The 14,992-nt window shown below is 60.5% G+C and carries 15 protein-coding genes; 10 read left to right on the top strand and 5 right to left on the bottom strand.

Going from position 1 to position 14,992, the window contains the following annotated elements; translation table 11 throughout:
• The first annotated feature begins 21 nt into the window (after positions 1-21).
• Positions 22-417: a DoxX family protein gene (locus A3AI_RS0129085; RefSeq protein WP_024518951.1), complete on the top strand. Its 396-nt coding sequence runs from the start codon at positions 22-24 to the stop codon at positions 415-417.
• 33 nt (positions 418-450) lie between these two features.
• Here A3AI_RS0129085 and A3AI_RS0129090 read toward each other — a convergent pair whose 3' ends face one another.
• Positions 451-930, bottom strand: a complete 480-nt coding sequence (locus A3AI_RS0129090; RefSeq protein ID WP_024518952.1) for an Lrp/AsnC family transcriptional regulator — start codon at positions 928-930, stop codon at positions 451-453.
• 278 nt (positions 931-1,208) lie between these two features.
• Between A3AI_RS0129090 and trxB the strand changes: the two genes are divergently transcribed.
• The 5 genes from trxB to A3AI_RS0129115 all read left to right on the top strand — a co-directional run bounded on the left by trxB (position 1,209) and on the right by A3AI_RS0129115 (position 5,062).
• Positions 1,209-2,174, top strand: a complete 966-nt coding sequence (trxB, locus tag A3AI_RS0129095; RefSeq protein ID WP_024518953.1) for a thioredoxin-disulfide reductase — start codon at positions 1,209-1,211, stop codon at positions 2,172-2,174.
• Positions 2,175-2,181: 7 nt separating this feature from the next.
• Positions 2,182-3,105, top strand: coding sequence for a LysR family transcriptional regulator (locus tag A3AI_RS0129100; protein WP_024518954.1), 924 nt, complete (start codon positions 2,182-2,184; stop codon positions 3,103-3,105).
• Between the two features lie 448 nt (positions 3,106-3,553).
• Positions 3,554-4,495 (top strand): 4-hydroxy-tetrahydrodipicolinate synthase family protein, encoded by a 942-nt coding sequence (locus tag A3AI_RS0129105; protein WP_024518955.1) that lies wholly within the window; start codon positions 3,554-3,556, stop codon positions 4,493-4,495.
• 98 nt (positions 4,496-4,593) lie between these two features.
• A complete protein-coding gene (locus A3AI_RS48050; RefSeq protein WP_156927992.1) occupies positions 4,594-4,734 on the top strand; it encodes a hypothetical protein in 141 nt (46 codons plus the stop codon).
• A 118-nt stretch (positions 4,735-4,852) separates the two neighbouring features.
• On the top strand, positions 4,853-5,062 hold the full coding sequence (locus A3AI_RS0129115; RefSeq protein WP_024518956.1) for a hypothetical protein: 210 nt from the start codon (positions 4,853-4,855) through the stop codon (positions 5,060-5,062).
• Positions 5,063-5,336: 274 nt separating this feature from the next.
• On the opposite strand, the gene A3AI_RS0129120 is transcribed toward A3AI_RS0129115, so the two are convergent.
• Both A3AI_RS0129120 and A3AI_RS0129125 read right to left on the bottom strand, forming a co-directional pair.
• The gene (locus A3AI_RS0129120; protein WP_024518957.1) at positions 5,337-6,014 is read right to left on the bottom strand and encodes an AAA family ATPase; all 678 of its coding nucleotides are present in this window, start codon (positions 6,012-6,014) and stop codon (positions 5,337-5,339) included.
• Between the two features lie 462 nt (positions 6,015-6,476).
• On the bottom strand, positions 6,477-6,818 hold the full coding sequence (locus A3AI_RS0129125; protein ID WP_024518958.1) for a hypothetical protein: 342 nt from the start codon (positions 6,816-6,818) through the stop codon (positions 6,477-6,479).
• Positions 6,819-8,166: 1,348 nt separating this feature from the next.
• Here A3AI_RS0129125 and A3AI_RS0129140 point away from each other — a divergent pair.
• Together A3AI_RS0129140 and A3AI_RS0129145 are read left to right on the top strand one after the other, a co-directional pair.
• Positions 8,167-8,667, top strand: a complete 501-nt coding sequence (locus tag A3AI_RS0129140) for a hypothetical protein (RefSeq protein WP_024518960.1) — start codon at positions 8,167-8,169, stop codon at positions 8,665-8,667.
• A 90-nt stretch (positions 8,668-8,757) separates the two neighbouring features.
• Positions 8,758-9,387: an HdeD family acid-resistance protein gene (locus tag A3AI_RS0129145; protein ID WP_024518961.1), complete on the top strand. Its 630-nt coding sequence runs from the start codon at positions 8,758-8,760 to the stop codon at positions 9,385-9,387.
• Between the two features lie 1,203 nt (positions 9,388-10,590).
• Here A3AI_RS0129145 and A3AI_RS0129160 read toward each other — a convergent pair.
• Both A3AI_RS0129160 and A3AI_RS0129165 read right to left on the bottom strand, forming a co-directional pair.
• Positions 10,591-12,381: an adenylate/guanylate cyclase domain-containing protein gene (locus tag A3AI_RS0129160; RefSeq protein WP_024518964.1), complete on the bottom strand. Its 1,791-nt coding sequence runs from the start codon at positions 12,379-12,381 to the stop codon at positions 10,591-10,593.
• A gap of 84 nt (positions 12,382-12,465) precedes the next feature.
• Positions 12,466-14,238, bottom strand: a complete 1,773-nt coding sequence (locus A3AI_RS0129165) for an adenylate/guanylate cyclase domain-containing protein (RefSeq protein WP_024518965.1) — start codon at positions 14,236-14,238, stop codon at positions 12,466-12,468.
• Between the two features lie 38 nt (positions 14,239-14,276).
• Here A3AI_RS0129165 and A3AI_RS48875 point away from each other — a divergent pair, with 38 nt between their 5' ends.
• Positions 14,277-14,579 (top strand): hypothetical protein, encoded by a 303-nt coding sequence (locus A3AI_RS48875; RefSeq protein ID WP_024518966.1) that lies wholly within the window; start codon positions 14,277-14,279, stop codon positions 14,577-14,579.
• Between the two features lie 5 nt (positions 14,580-14,584).
• Complete coding sequence (locus A3AI_RS48880) at positions 14,585-14,986, top strand: HAD family hydrolase (RefSeq protein ID WP_024518967.1); 402 nt, start codon at positions 14,585-14,587, stop codon at positions 14,984-14,986.
• Positions 14,987-14,992 lie beyond the last annotated feature (6 nt).

Below are 14,992 nucleotides of genomic sequence, written 5' to 3' on the forward strand. Positions count from 1 at the left end.
AAAAAAGGGGGATGACAAGAAATGGACCAGATGTTCTCGAAATGGCAGCCGATCGCGCTCAGTCTGCTGCGATTCATCACGGGTTTGGTGCTGTTCCAGTTCGGAGTGGCCAAGATTCTCAAGTTTCCGCCGGGCTCGCCGTTTGCAAAAGTCGAGATCACGTCGCTGTTCGGCGTTGCCGGCTGCATCGAGCTGGTTTTCGGTGCCCTTCTGATCCTGGGCTTCTTTACCCGTCCGGTGGCCTTCATCCTGTCCGGCGAAATGGCGTTCGCCTATTTCATCGAGCACTTCCCAAAAAGCTTCTTCCCAGTGATCAATGGCGGAAGCCTCGCGATCGCGCTCTGCTTCACCTGCCTCTATCTGGCGACCTCAGGCGGCGGACCGGTCAGCATTGATGCCGCGATGGGCAAGAAATAACTGTGCGAGATAACGAGGGGCTGATGCTCGCCGTCAGCCCCGCACCTTGACCTCCAGCGGCACCGCCGCGTCGTATTTCGAATTGTGCAGGACCAGCGAGGTCCTGACATTGCGGACATGCGGCGCGGCGGTCAGGTGCGTGACGAACTCCTGGAACGTGGCCATGTCGGGCGCGACGCATTTGAGGATGAAGTCGACCTCACCTGAGAGCATCCAGCATTCGCGCACCAGGGGCTCGGCCCGCACGAACTCCTCGAAGGCCTTCAGATCGGCGTCCGCCTGGCTCGACAGGTGCACGGAGGCAAACACCGTCACGTCGAAGCCGAGCTTGCGGGGGTCCAGGAGCCCGCGATAGCCTTGGATGTAGCCCTCCTCCTCCAGCGTCCGGACCCGGCGCAGGCAGGGCGGCGGCGAAATCCCGACGCGCTTGGCGAGTTCGACATTGGTGATTCGCCCATCGGCCTGGATCTCCCTCAGGATCTTGAGGTCGATCTCGTCTAGATTCTTCGACACGGGATTATCGTTCCTGGAACTTTGCTGGCGCCGACGCAGGTTGCGGCAGCACTCTGTAGCGCAGTCCGGGCCCATTGCGCAATTTTATTGCGCGTGCGGTGCGCAATCGCTTTGTCGTGAATGGAAAATTCGCCGACTTGGATTGCAGTTCTTGCATAGCTAGCCACATGTCTTAGACTTGGATTTGACACTTTCGGTGCCGCCGCGATGCCTTTCCGGGCTTTCCCCGCGCCAGCGCTGACCAGCCCCAGTCCAGTCACTCAAGGGACGCCGAGCCCATGTCCGCGCCTATTCATGCCAAGGTCGTCATCATCGGCTCCGGTCCGGCCGGCTACACCGCGGCGATCTACGCCGCGCGCGCCATGCTGGAACCGGTGCTGATCCAGGGCATTCAGCCGGGCGGGCAGCTCACCATCACCACCGACGTAGAGAACTATCCGGGCTTCGCCGACGTCATCCAGGGACCCTGGCTGATGGAGCAGATGGAGAAGCAGGCGCGCCATGTCGGCACCAAGATCGTCACTGATCTCGTCACCAAGCTCGAGACCGCGCGCCGCCCGTTCCGCCTGACCTGCGACAGCGGCGACGTCTATCTCGCCGACACTGTGGTGCTCGCGACCGGTGCGCAGGCACGCTGGCTCGGCATTCCCTCCGAGGAGACGTTCAAGGGCTTTGGCGTTTCGGCCTGTGCGACCTGCGACGGCTTTTTCTATCGCAACAAGGATGTCGTGGTGGTCGGCGGCGGCAACACCGCGGTCGAGGAAGCCCTGTTCCTGACCAATTTCGCCTCGACGGTGACCATCGCGCATCGCCGCGATCACTTCCGCGCCGAGCGCATCCTGCAGGAGCGGCTGTTCAAGCATCCCAAGATCAAGGTCGTCTGGGACAGCGTCATCGACGAGATCTGCGGCGACGAAAATCCCGCCAAGGTCACCCATGTCCGGCTCAAAAACGTGAAGACCGGTGCGAAGTCCGAGCTTGCCGCCCATGGCGTGTTCATTGCGATCGGCCATGCGCCGGCGACAGAGCTCGTGCAGGGCCAGATCAAGCTGAAACCCTCCGGCTATGTCGAGGTCGCGCCGAATTCGACGGCGACCTCCGTACCCGGCCTGTTTGCGGCCGGCGATGTCGCCGACGAAACCTATCGGCAGGCGGTCACCGCCGCCGGGCTCGGCTGCATGGCCGCGCTCGAGGCCGAACGCTTTCTCGCCTTGCGTGCCAGTGAGCGCGCGGCAGCGGAATGAAATCAACATGGCCAGATCACGCGACGGATTTACCGATATGGATTGGGACAAGCTGAAGGTGTTTCACGCGGCGGCGGAAGCAGGGAGCTTTACGCATGCCGGCGAGCAGCTCGGACTGTCGCAGTCGGCTGTTTCGCGCCAAGTCAGCGCGCTGGAGCAAGAGCTGTCGGTCTCGCTGTTCCATCGTCACGCCCGCGGGCTGATACTAACCGAGCAGGGCGACCTTCTGTTCCGCACCGCGCATGACGTCTTCATGCAGCTACAGGCGGCGCGCGCCAAGCTCACCGACAGCCGCGAGCGGCCGAGCGGCGACCTCAAGATCACCACCACGCCTGGCGTCGGCATCAACTGGCTGATCCCGCGGCTTGGGGAGTTCACCGCGCTCTATCCCGAAATCCGCATCCAGCTCATCGTCACCGACGAGGAGCTCGACCTCTCCATGCGCGAGGCGGATGTGGCGATCCGCACCCGCAAGCCGACCCAGCCGGACCTGATCCAGCGCAAGCTGTTCTCGATCGGCTTCCACGCCTATTGCTCGCCCGAATATGTCAAGCGCTTCGGAACGCCGCGGACGCTGGATGACCTCGATTCCCATCGCATCATCACGCTGTCCGACGGACAGGTCGCGCCGCACTTGCAGAACCGCAACTGGCTGGTCGAGGCCGGGCGCAATGGCAGCGGTCCGCGCGAGGCCTATTTCAAGGTCAACAACATCTTGGGATTGGTGCGCGCCTGCCAGCAGGGACTCGGCATTGCCGCACTGCCGGATTACCTGGTCGAGGACAACAACCGCCTGGTGCAACTTTTCGGCGAGTCGGATTCAATCCAGCTCGACACTTACTTTGTGTATCCCGAAGAGTTGAAGACCGTGGCGCGCGTGCAGGTGTTCCGCGATTTCGTGGTGAGCAAGGCACAGCGCTGGCCGTCCTGATTTCCGCATGTCTGACATGCGGCTTCCCCGGTTGCCGCATGGTGCGAGCGCGGATCATAATGTTCTTACGCTGAGCATTCGCGTTGCGCATTTGTCCCCCTCCTCCAGTGGCGCGGGAGCTCAGTAATCCCTCTTGGAAGGTGATTGTGTCGGCCTCACGTGGCCAATACCTCAAGCCGGGCTCTATTGAGCCCGGCTTTTTTTCTTTTTCGATGCAAAAGCGTTGGGTGCGCATCTGGCAGCCGTTGACAGCAGTGTGAGCGAGCTTCATCATTTACGCATGGTCACGAATTCGTGCAGGAATATGCAGTCGAAAAAAGCGCCCCATCCGGGGAGCTCAGATCGACGCACGCGTTAGACCATCACGCCTGACCGATCCGACACCCCGCCGCGAGCGCGGGGTTTTTTATTGCTCCGTCTCCGGCATTCAACCTCAAGGAGATGGACCATGAACGACCTTCGAACCCGCCTGCAAGGCCTCTGGCTGCCGCTGGTCACGCCGTTGCGCAACGGTGAGATCGACCAGACCTCGCTGCGGCGCCTGGTTCAACACTACACGGCCTCACCGATCGACGGGCTGATCCTCGCTGCGACCTCGGGCGAGGGCCTGCTGCTGTCCACATCCGAACTGGAGCGGCTCGTGGATCTGGTGCGGACAGCGCTCGACGATGCGCCGCGCCAGTTGCCGATCTGCCTCGGTCTTGCCGGCGCCTCGACCGCGATGATGCGCGATGCGATCGACGAGACCGCGGCATGGCCGATCGACGGCTATCTGATCTCGAGCCCCTATTATCTGCGGCCGTCGCAACGCGGGTTGCACCAGCACTTCACCGCGCTTGCCGACCACGCCTCGTGGCCGGTCGTGCTCTACAACATCCCCTACCGCAGCGCCGTCGCGCTGACCAACGAGACGCTGCTTTCGCTCGCTGAACATCCGAACATCGTCGGCCTGAAGGATTGCTGTACCGACCGCGCGCAAACGATCGAGCTGTTGCGGCAGCGGCCCGCCGGATTTCGCGTGCTGACCGGAGAGGACGCGCAATATCACGATGCGCTGGTCGACGGCGCCGATGGCGGCATCCTGTTGTCGGCGCATGTGGAGACGGCCGGCTTCGCCGCCGTGCGCGGAGAACTTGCCGCCGGCAATCGCGGCGCGGCGCTTGCCGCCTGGCAGCGCGTCTCGGAGCTGACCAGGCTCCTATTCGCCGAGCCGAGCCCCGCGCCCGCCAAGCATTGGCTGTGGCGCACCGAGCTGATCGACAGCGCCGAGGTCCGCTCGCCTATCGTTGCGGTCAGCGACACGCTCGCAGCAACGCTGGACCGTGAGATTGCGTGCCGCGCCCTGGCGATGTCGGAGGCTACCACGCGAGGCCTGGTTAACGCGGAGTGAGCGGATTGATCGCAATGCGCCTTCCCTTGCGCGCGGCTCTTTAAAGAGTCGCGCGTATCAATGCTCGGCCAAAAATAAAAACAGCAGAGGGGGAAGCAATGAATAGTCACAGCTCCGCGCTAGCCAGAGCCGCGCGCATCGAGACCGCTCGCGATCTGTTGATCGTCTCGACCTTCGGCTTCTGGGCCTTCACGCTCGGGTTCGCTCCCGTGATCGCGATCAACCTGTTCGGCAGTTGACGCGAGCCTGCTTGGTTAAGCCGCGGTAGCTTGCGCGCTTAAATGCAAGCAAAATCGCGACGGGTTCTTAAGGCCCCTCTGGTACGACGCTCCCACAACAAGAAAACGCGGGGGCGTTGTGCATACTCAGGACAATCGGCTCGGCGCACCGCAAGGCGTTCCGGTCCAAGGAATTGCGCGTCAAGCCTGTACTAACCACGGCTTCACGACTCAGACTGTTGCCAACCGCGGCTTCACGACAGCGGATATTCTCTGGGCGCTTGGCATCTGGTCGGTGATTATCTGCCTGTCGCCGGTGATCGTCTTCTACATGCTGATGGTGGCGTGAGGCGCACTCCGATTGCGGGCGCAATCGTTAAAGCGTGTGGGAGCCATGAGAGCACATCTTCGCCAGATCGTGGTGATCCGGATCATGCTCTGGAAAGCGGACGGGGTGAGGTGAACTCTCCGCCAAAAAGCTCACCCCACCCCGGTGTCGTCTCTTCTCAAAATGCCTTTCGAAGAAACGCTTCTCAAAGAAACGCGTCATAAGAAAAAAGTTCAAATAAAACGCGCGGGCACCGCGCGTTATCAGTCGGTCCGGCCAAGGACAGGCAGCGAAATCACGCTGCCTGCTTATGCATTGCGCCGCTGGCGGATGCAGAGCCGCGGATGGCCTTCACCGAGCGCTCGATCGCGGCCCAGAGCCTTGCAATCTCCGCCGCCGCACGCCCTTCGGCATAATATTCACGCGCACCTTCACCATGGCCTAGCGCCATCAACAGGTCGGCGCGGTTGGTGATCTGGCCGCCCCACACCGGTGCGCGGAATTTGGCGAGCGCCTCGCGCGCGATCGCAACGATCGGGCTCTCGGCATCGTCTCGACGGGCCGGCGCACCGTTGAGCACCACGGCATAGGGCTTGCGCGCGGCGCGGCACATCTGAATCGTTTCCTGCACCGCATTGACGTCGAACACGCCGGGACGCGCCGGGATGATGACGATGGTCGCGTTCTTGATGGCGTCATCGACGACAGCCGAAAGATTCGGCGGCGTGTCGATCAGCACCCATTCGACGCCGTCGCGCCGGGCCGCGGCAACGATACCGCTCACCGAGTTGACGGCCGCCTTTATCGGCGGTTCGTTGGTGCCGCGCAGCTTGTGCCACAGCGTCAATGAACCCTGCGGATCTGCATCGACAAGCAGGCAGGGCTTCGTCGCCTTGATCTGCGCGGCGAGATGTGCAGCCAGGGTGCTTTTCCCCGAGCCGCCTTTACGCGATGCGAAAACAATAACGTTCATACCTTGGCCTCCAGATTGACCCCAGGAAGCAAAAATGAATCAGCGCAGTGATTCGGGAAAGAAAAATGTGGCAAAGGTTATGACGAAGTTCACCGATTGATGCATTCGCTGGCTTTTGAGTCACAGTGGCGATCACGCAAATCTCACACTGAGAAATAAAGCTGAAACATCACGCTGAAACATCACAGAGTGCATCACAGTGCGAATCAGCCTCGACGTCACACAGCAACATCACACTTGCAGATCGCGATCGCTATCCGACTGAACCTGCCCCAGTTGCGGCACGCAATGCGTAGGTTCGATACAACTTTTGCGTGCGCGCCTTGAGCAGCGCGGTGAGTGCGGCAGGCCGCAACCGACCGCGAACAAAAAGAGTCCATCACAGCATTGGCCTCGCGTTCAGCCGCGAGGCCACGATCCGGATCGTTCTGGTTTTAAGGCTGTCCGCGGGCCTTGGTGTTGTCAGGTCGCGTCCGGCCTCGGCTTCCTGATCCGGTGCAATCTGACCTTCTCGGCCGCCGCGGGCCTGCTGAGGCCGGCAGCTTCGCTCGCCTCGTCGCGCTCGGGGCCGGCACGGAAGAAGGCGCGGCATTGCGGCGACAGTTGCGACCTGTTGCGAACCATGCAGGACTTGATGCGGTCGATGTCCGGAATTTCCGAGCTGCACAGCCGGAACGCATCAGGCATGCAGGCCTGCTGCTGTTCGGCGGTGTAGGCGCGACTTTCGCCAGACATCAATGTGGCAGCAAATCCGGTAGCGAGCAGCAGCGCGAGCCTGAGCCTCGCATGCAACATCATGGACATCGAATCCCCTCCCAAGAACCCGCGTAAAGTGTGCGGTGAACCGCGACTGCTTCGCAAGCGTCGCGTGCAGGTTCCCCGGCGGAAAGCCGGAGATCGGGTTGCGGTCGTGGCTTGGCTACAACAATCGGTGCTTGCACCGACACCTGGACCAGCGACGCGCCTTGCTTTCCGCAACGCAAGACGCCGATTGATGAATGCAGGCGCGAAGGTCGGACGCCGGCTCGAATCGACTTCTTGAGATCAAGGCCGCCACCATCAAGCGGCAAGCAAGATGATCGCGATCGCGACAACGGGCGCAGAGCAGATGGCGAAGACCGGAATTCTCGTGCCCGCGTCGAGCGGCGAACAAGGAGACGCAAAGACCTTCGCGAACCGGAAGCACAACCGGCCCCGAAAACGAAGCCGGTTCAGAACATGTCGGAATACCGGTCGGACAGGAAAGAGCTGGTACGGTTGGGTGGGCACCACCGATGCCCGCTTAAGCGTTGATAAAATTAACGTTTTTTGCCTAGACGAGCGTTGTTTGCGGTGGTGTTTTGTACTGATGCAACTCCATGAGCACCTTGGTATCGACCCGATGTTTGCCTCTCTCAAGACATATCTGTTCTGCGCTCTGGCGAAGAGATGACGAGCGAGCACGTCGAGAGAGAATGGACCAAGGGCTATGTGGAACGAACCGCAAACAAGCACACGCAGGCTAACGTCTTCATTCCAAGGCCGGGAGAGCCTGCCCCCTAACGTTCCAACGATCAAAAGCGAGTTGCGGTCCCCCAATTGGACGGAAGCTGGCTGATGGCAAATCGCCGCCCTCCTTCGGGATGCTGCATTTGGATCGGGCACAATCCGCGCCAACGCAAACCGATAAGGTGGCTCAAAGCGAAGCGCGATGCATCTTTTGTACTCATGCTTTAAGGGAAATTGCGGAAGCGTTGAACGCAAGGGGCATTGCTACAGCGCGCGGAGGGCAGTGGTACGCGCAAGTCTGTCGCGAACATCCTCGGCGAGCATAGGAGCAAACGCGGCCCGCCTCGGATGTCTCGTGCCATAGCGCTGTGGTTGCGGCGTGTCTGATTTGGGGCCGCCTTTGTAAGACCTACGGTTCTACGCGTGCGGCCCATCCCGATTTCAAAAATCGCCAGTAAAGCGCGCGGACGTCGGCCGAGCTTACAACTGCCGTGCGCGTTGCGGAGCGCCGGAGTTGAAGTGACCGCGCCAATAGCGATTGCGCCAAGCCTGTGGTATTTTGAAAAGAGCCACACCCCGAATGGTGGGAAATTGGCCTCTGCCCCTGAAGCGATTTCTGCGACCTGCTGACGAAAGTTCGTCCAAGCAAGCAAGGAGAAGGCTCATGGCTGACAAATCAACCTTTACTTCCGACGAATGGAAGACGCTTTTGGAAAGCGTGATGGCGGCAGGCCTTGCCGTAACGGCGGCGGAGCCACATGGCATTTGGGGCCTACTCCAGGAGAGCTTCGCTAGTGGGAAAATGCTTGCGAAAGCCAAGATGGACACCGGTTCCAATCCGCTCATCAAGGCCATTGTGGATGATTTCGCGACGAGCGAGGGACGGACCACATCACGCGATGGTTTGCAGGAACAGTTGACCGGCAAGAAAGCCGCTGAGGTAAAAACTGCCTGTATTGAAATCCTTGGAAAGGTTGACGGCATTCTAAGTGCGAAGGCCCCGGGCGATGCGGCTGCCTTCAAGAACTGGTTGCGTCAGATCAGCCAGAGCGTCGCCGAGGCGTCGACCGAGGGCGGATTTCTTGGTATCGGCGGTGTTCCGGTAAGCGATGCCGAAAAGGCGACGCTTGCTGAAATCTCCGGCGCACTCAAGCTTCCGGGTTGATCGATCGGGCCGATTTACCCGTCCATACCCAACAACTACAACTGCACTTCGCGGCCCCGACGGAGACATTCGTTGCGTGGAGGCTCAGTCATGATGACTTCTCAAGATGTCGCTGGCCTTCAGGATAGAATAAGAGCTGCGGTCCAACTGCACTGGAAAGCCTTTCTGATTGAAGGCATTCTCCTCGTGGTATTGGGACTTGGAGCCATCATGGTTCCTGCGTTCGCCAGCGTTGCCATCACAATCTTTCTCGGCTCGTTGTTTCTGATAAGTGGCGTGGTTGGATTGGCACTCACGTTCTGGGCACGACAGATGCCCGGCTTCTGGTGGTCGTTACTGTCGGCATTACTTGCGATAGGTGCAGGCATCGCTCTGCTCGCACGGCCGATCCAAGGCACGCTTACGCTTACCATTGTCGTGGGAGCCTATTTCCTCGCGGATGGCGTTTTGACGATCATGTACGCCCTGGAGCATCGCCGCGAACTGTCGGAGCGGTGGCGCTGGTTGCTCGCATCTGGAATTGTAGACTTGATGCTCGCGGGCGTCATCATCGCCGGACTGCCCGGATCAGCGCTCTGGGCCATCGGACTTCTCGTTGGCATCGACATGCTGTTCGGAGGCGTTTCCCTCATTGTCATGGCGCTCGCCGCAAGAAACGCTGATCGTCTCCGCACCCATTGTGGATGGGGGCAAACTCCGGGCGGAAACGGCTGGGCATAAGCGCACCACACCGGAGCAGTTGGCACCCCGGTCGTCCGCCGAACTTACAACTCCTGCGCGCGTCGTCGGAGACCAACCGGGGACGAATGGGTCACATAGGCGAGCCATTAGAGTGTTTTCGAGCGAAGTGGGGCCGGTTCGCGTGAAGAAAACGCGTCAAAACAAGAATCTAGAGCTCCGGTTCTGATTCAATCAGAACCGGAAATGCTCTAGTCAGCAGCATCAGAGTCCGCTCGTCCTAAAAGAGCGATGCGAAAGCAGACATTAAGTAGTCAGACTTAGCACAAGCGGCACGCTCCCCAGGATGCGCAGCAGGCCCCCCCAGCCCCCCAACCCCAATCATCGGACCAGAGGTCATCGAACCCGAAGCCAACGAACCCGCAGCCGCCGCACCCGCAACCTCGAAACCCGCGGCAACCTCGGAACCCGCCGCAACCTCGGCATCCAACGACGAACCCGCCGCGGCCGCAACCTCCAAACCCGACGCGGCCGCCACAACCTCCAATCCCAACGCGGCCGCCGCAACCTCCAAACCCGGCGTGGCCGCAGCCTCCAAACCCGCCACCACCATGGCCGCAGCCACCACAGCCGCCGCCACCGCCATGGCCGCAACCGCCACCACCACCGCAACCACCGCATCCGCCGCGGGCCAGCTGAATGGCGCTGCCAACGTTTTCCCTATCGAAGAGATGGAAGGTAGCGAGACTGACGTCTTGCATTTCCTCTTCGCCAAGAACGAAGCGCTGATTGGGCGAGGTATTGTCGGATTGCGGGATATCAGCAGTGGGCATCGTGGATCCCGATGCGCTCCCGAACAGCGAAAGACCCAGTCCGGCCGCACCCACGACCGTCACGGCGGCGGCCTTGGTTGTGCGTTTCTTCCTCGAAGCTTGCTTGACCCGTCGCATGGTCGCATCCTCTGTTCTCGTGAGCGCGCTTGCCGTGGCAAGTTTGCGCTCGGCGAACGGGGCGCGCAAGATTTACCTCCGTGTCATAAAATGAAATGGAATTTAGGACAACGAGCTGAACCGGGCGAGCGCCCCGCCTGCCGCCCGTTTAATCCGGGTCCTCCTTTTGTCCGACCTACGGTTCTACTTGGGCGGCCCATCCCGAGCTCAGTATTCCGGCTTAAAGGGCTCAAGCCGCCGCCGGGGTTCGCCGGTCCGCGTGTTCGCCACAGGGAACGAGGGGGGCACACCGGGTTCATTCGGGCAACCCCGCGAGGCGCAGGCCTTCCGCGTACTTCTCCACGAACGCGGACCTCTGATAGGGCCCTAGATACTCCCTAAGGCGGGAAACGCCGAACGCTGGATCAATAACTTGCAAGCGGGCGGCTAATCCATGTGCCGTGTCGATGTGGCCGGCAAACGCAGCACTGGCGGCTCCGATGCGCAAGCAGACATGTGCGTCCGGACTGTGCCGGAGCATCCCTTCTGCCAGACCTAGCGCCCACTCATATTCGCCCATGAAAAAGCGGGCGTGCGCCATCGCCGCAAAGCTCGTAAGTCTCAGCGATCCGGGGTCGAGCCGTTCGGCACGACCAAGATGTTCGATCGCCAAGTCGGGATGTCCCTGCCAGATGTTGATCCAGCCATTAATTGCCCACGCACTGGCAAGATTGGGGTTCAGTTCCAGGGCCCGGTCAATGAGTTTCCTGGCTGACGAGAGGTCGCGGAGCAGATAGGCCACCGCCCACGCCGCCTCGCCCAAAGCGACGCCGTCATCCTGGCCTACCCGTGCAACAATCTGCCAAAGTCGTGATATTTCGCTTCTCCTGTGCGCAATGTCGTCTGCCTCTGCCAGAAGTAAGTCAAAGCGATGGGCATGACAGTGCATCGCCATCCCGTAGGCGGATGCGTAGTCGGGATCGAGAGCACTCGCCTTCGTGAACAGACCCAACGCTTGCTCCAAGCCGTCCACTGTCATGGGGGAAAGACACCTCAGGCCTCTCAGGTAGCAATCGTAGGCATCGGTGTTGCTGGGGGGCCTACGCCAAGCGCGTACTATCTCGGCCCGTTCCACCCGTGGCGCAATGGCCCCGACTACCTTCTCCGTGACCTCATCCTGGAACTTAAAAACATCCTCCAGCGCACCGTCAAAGCGATCTGCCCATATGTGGGCTCCGCTCGCAGCGTCGATCAACTGAGCCGCAATTCGCAATCTACTTCCGGCCTTGCGCACGCTGCCTTCCAGCACATATCGAACACCCAGTTCGCGACCCACGCGTTTTACGTCAATCGCTTTACCCTTGTAACTGAACGAAGAGTTCCGAGCGATCACGAACAACGATTTGAACCGCGAGAGCGCGGTGATGATCTCCTCGACCATCCCATCCGCAAAATACTCCTGCTCGGGATCACCGGACATGTTCTCGAACGGCAGCACCGCGATGGAGGGCCTGTCGGGCAACGGAGGGGCGCTCTCAGTCTCGGCTAAAGGCTCAGAAGCAGCCTCTTGCGTTTGACTTGTTGCGTCCACTTGGTAGGCCCTGATTGGCTCTTGAATGTTCTTCACCCGTTGAGCACCAAGGTCTGCAAAGGTAATCGGCAAGACCTTGCGGACCTGATCGTACGTCGCACCGGAGATACAGACCCCTCCAGGCTTGGCCAATGTTTGCAGCCGCGCTGCAATGTTCACACCGTCGCCGAACAGGTCCCCACCGCGCACCATTACGTCGCCGATGTGAATCCCAATGCGGAAGCTAATGCAGCGATCAGGCGCAAGAGTGGAGTTCACTTCGGCCAAGGCAGTCTGCGCCTCGACCGCGCACTGCACGGCGTCAACTGCACTCCCAAATTCGGCGAGGACACTGTCGCCCGCCGTGTTCGCTATGCGGCCCCTGTGTTCCCCAATGATCCTGTCGAGGACCGCGCGGCGTTCCGTCAGACTTTTGAGTGTGCCGACCTCGTCGGCACCCATGAGGCGGCTGTAGCCCTCCACATCCGCTGCGAAGACCGCGACGAGGCGTCGGCTGACTGCCATAGGGTCTGACATGTGTGCACCAATAGCACCTATGGCCACTAATCTGGGCTGAGGGGCAACCCACGTCAACCTGACCGGTGCATGAAGAAGCGCACGTCACCCCTCTGGCACCCCGGCGATGCGCATACCTTCACAAAAGCGCTCGCGTCTGGCGAGATAAGTGGCGTTATCGGCTTTGGCGTTAACGCGGTATCGACGGATAGTGAAGCTGTGATCAAGCGCAAGTCCAGTCTCAACGCTGGATCGCGCCTCGCTCAGATCTCCCACCGCCGCCAGAGCGGCAGCGAAGTGAAAATGAGAAAGCGCCTGATTTGGATTAGCCTCGACGCTCCGGCGAAACCAGTCAACTGCCTCAAGGTCTGCGTTGGTTGTGAACTTGCCCATCCCGACAAACATGAACCAAAGAAAGGCACGCGTATCGCGTGGAGACAGTCGTAGCGCTTCCTGAATGTGCCCCTCGACCTCCTCCCCGCGCCCCAATTCATACTTGCCCAGCCCAATGAACCCATGCGCCTCAGCCAAATTCCGATCCAGCGCCAACGCCTGCTGACACTCGGCAACACCTCTAGCAACACGGTTCGTCTGAATGTGAACTGCACCGAGCAGCATTCGGCCTCTGGGATGATTGGGCGCACGCAATAACACGCTGTTCAGCGCGTTCTCCGCAGCCCTAAAATGCGCTCGCCCGTCATCGGCCATGAACGAGGAACCCACCGAAAAATCGACCTGAGCGGCGGCAATGGCTGCTTCAATATTGTCGGGGTCAAGCGCCAGGGCACGTACGAAAAAGTCCCTGGCTCGTGCCGTGAACGCAGGCGTCGTTCCTTTGTTCAGAAAAGCCCTGCCTTGGAAGTATAAATCCATAGCGTCTGGCCGAGCTGACCGCTCCGCACGTCGCGCTTCCGCTTTGATGAGTTCCGCATTCAGAGTATTGGCCAGCCGGGATACAATTTCATCCTGCATGTCAAAGAGGTCGCCAATGGGCTTGTCAAAACGCTCTGCCCAAAGGTGACTGCCTGTTTCGACGTCGATCAATTGCACGTTAACGCGAAGGCGGTTGCCGCCACGTTGGACCGAGCCCTCAAGCACATAACGGACATTCAGCTCGCGTCCCAACTTCTTAACGTCGATAGCTTTGCCTTTGAACGTGAACGCCGTGTTGCGCGCAATCACAAATGCGCTGCTGATGCGCGATAGGTCTGTAGTCAGGCTCTCGGTCACTCCATCCACGAAATACTCTTGCTCGGGATCGCCCCCGATGTTCGCGAATGGCAGCACCACAATGGAAAGACGCGGGATGGAAGTTGACAGCGGGACGGCACCATCAGCGTTTGCGCTCACACCGACCGCATAGACACGTATCGGATTGGCAATATTCTTGAGTGTCTGCTCGCCCAGATCTGTGAACTCGACCGCGACCTTGCCACGAACCTGATCGTAAGCGGAAGACGAGATGCAGATGCCGCCAGGATCAGCGATGCCCTCGAGCCTTGCGGCGATATTCACACCATCGCCAAGGATGTCCTCGCCCTCGATCAAGATGTCGCCGAGGTTGATCCCAATCCGAAAAAGCATGCGGCGGTCCTGCGACAGCCCTTCGTTCCTCTCGGCCATCCCGGCCTGCACCGCCAACGCGCATTCGACCGCATCGACCACCGAGGGAAACTCAAGCAGCACGCCGTCTCCCGTGGTCTTCACCAGGCGACCTCCGTGTTTCGCCACGAGCGCGTCAGTAACCTTGCGGTGTTCGCGGAGAGTGCGGGCGGTGCCTACCTCGTCGAGCCCCATGAGCCGCGAATAGCCTGCCACGTCAGCGGCCACTATCGCCGCCAACCTGCGTCCGACCCTGCCTTGGTGCGCATCGGCCATGGCACGCGCGATCCCCGTCCGCAGGGGCATTATGTACGATGGAACCCTCCACCGCCACAGGGACGGCGTCCAAGCGGGGCGCATACCCACGAAGGTCCCCGCGAAAACCGGCGGCTATCCGCGTCGCAACCATTCACCCACAGGCGAGCCCCGGCACGCTCTGGGTCGAACATCCCATCAATACGCAGGTGACGTATTGCCTGGACCGCGTTTCGACGCTGGCGACGCAGAAGCCCGAACTCAAAAGGATCGAACCGTTCAAGACCGTGCTGTTCGGCGACCGGGACGCGATGGCCAAGCTGTCGATGCACGACCTAGAGACAATTCTCGCCGCCCCCTGACTGGCATGCCGGTTGAGGAATTCGAAGCCGACGTCAAGAACTGGCGGGAGACAGCCAAGAATCCGCGCTGGAAGCGTCTCTATACCGATTTAACCTATCCGCCGATGCTGGATGTCCTGCAGTGCCTGCGGGACAACGGCTTCAAGACCTATATTGTGACCAGCGGCGGCCAGGATTTTGCGCGCGTCTACTCGCAGCGCGGTCCGGCTAAGACAAGCGAGGCGCAAAGACGAGGTCGGTGGTTTTGCGCGCGACTCGAGATTCTCAATCGCATGGCCGCCCTTCTCTACAAATCAGGCAGCGCGCTTGCGCTGCCCGCACCCCAGCAACGCCCGTGTTCAGCACCAGGGACGAATTCAGGCAATAGTGGCAAATCCATCATAGTTGGCTGCCCGAAACAGGGTTAATAAAGG

Origin of the sequence: Bradyrhizobium sp. Tv2a-2 (genome assembly GCF_000472425.1) — a bacterium.
In the GTDB taxonomy this organism is placed as follows: domain Bacteria; phylum Pseudomonadota; class Alphaproteobacteria; order Rhizobiales; family Xanthobacteraceae; genus Bradyrhizobium.

Coding starts and splice junctions, on each gene's coding strand:
- A3AI_RS0129085 (WP_024518951.1), top strand. CDS start 22: ATGGACCAGATGTTCTCGAAATGGCAGCCGATCGCGCTCAGTCTGCTG.
- A3AI_RS0129160 (WP_024518964.1), bottom strand. CDS start 12,381: ATGTCAGACCCTATGGCAGTCAGCCGACGCCTCGTCGCGGTCTTCGCA.
- A3AI_RS0129120 (WP_024518957.1), bottom strand. CDS start 6,014: ATGAACGTTATTGTTTTCGCATCGCGTAAAGGCGGCTCGGGGAAAAGC.
- A3AI_RS48050 (WP_156927992.1), top strand. CDS start 4,594: ATGAATAGTCACAGCTCCGCGCTAGCCAGAGCCGCGCGCATCGAGACC.
- A3AI_RS0129145 (WP_024518961.1), top strand. CDS start 8,758: ATGATGACTTCTCAAGATGTCGCTGGCCTTCAGGATAGAATAAGAGCT.
- A3AI_RS48880 (WP_024518967.1), top strand. CDS start 14,585: ATGCCGGTTGAGGAATTCGAAGCCGACGTCAAGAACTGGCGGGAGACA.
- A3AI_RS0129100 (WP_024518954.1), top strand. CDS start 2,182: ATGGCCAGATCACGCGACGGATTTACCGATATGGATTGGGACAAGCTG.
- A3AI_RS0129105 (WP_024518955.1), top strand. CDS start 3,554: ATGAACGACCTTCGAACCCGCCTGCAAGGCCTCTGGCTGCCGCTGGTC.
- A3AI_RS0129140 (WP_024518960.1), top strand. CDS start 8,167: ATGGCTGACAAATCAACCTTTACTTCCGACGAATGGAAGACGCTTTTG.
- trxB (WP_024518953.1), top strand. CDS start 1,209: ATGTCCGCGCCTATTCATGCCAAGGTCGTCATCATCGGCTCCGGTCCG.
- A3AI_RS0129165 (WP_024518965.1), bottom strand. CDS start 14,238: ATGGCCGATGCGCACCAAGGCAGGGTCGGACGCAGGTTGGCGGCGATA.
- A3AI_RS0129125 (WP_024518958.1), bottom strand. CDS start 6,818: ATGTCCATGATGTTGCATGCGAGGCTCAGGCTCGCGCTGCTGCTCGCT.
- A3AI_RS48875 (WP_024518966.1), top strand. CDS start 14,277: ATGGAACCCTCCACCGCCACAGGGACGGCGTCCAAGCGGGGCGCATAC.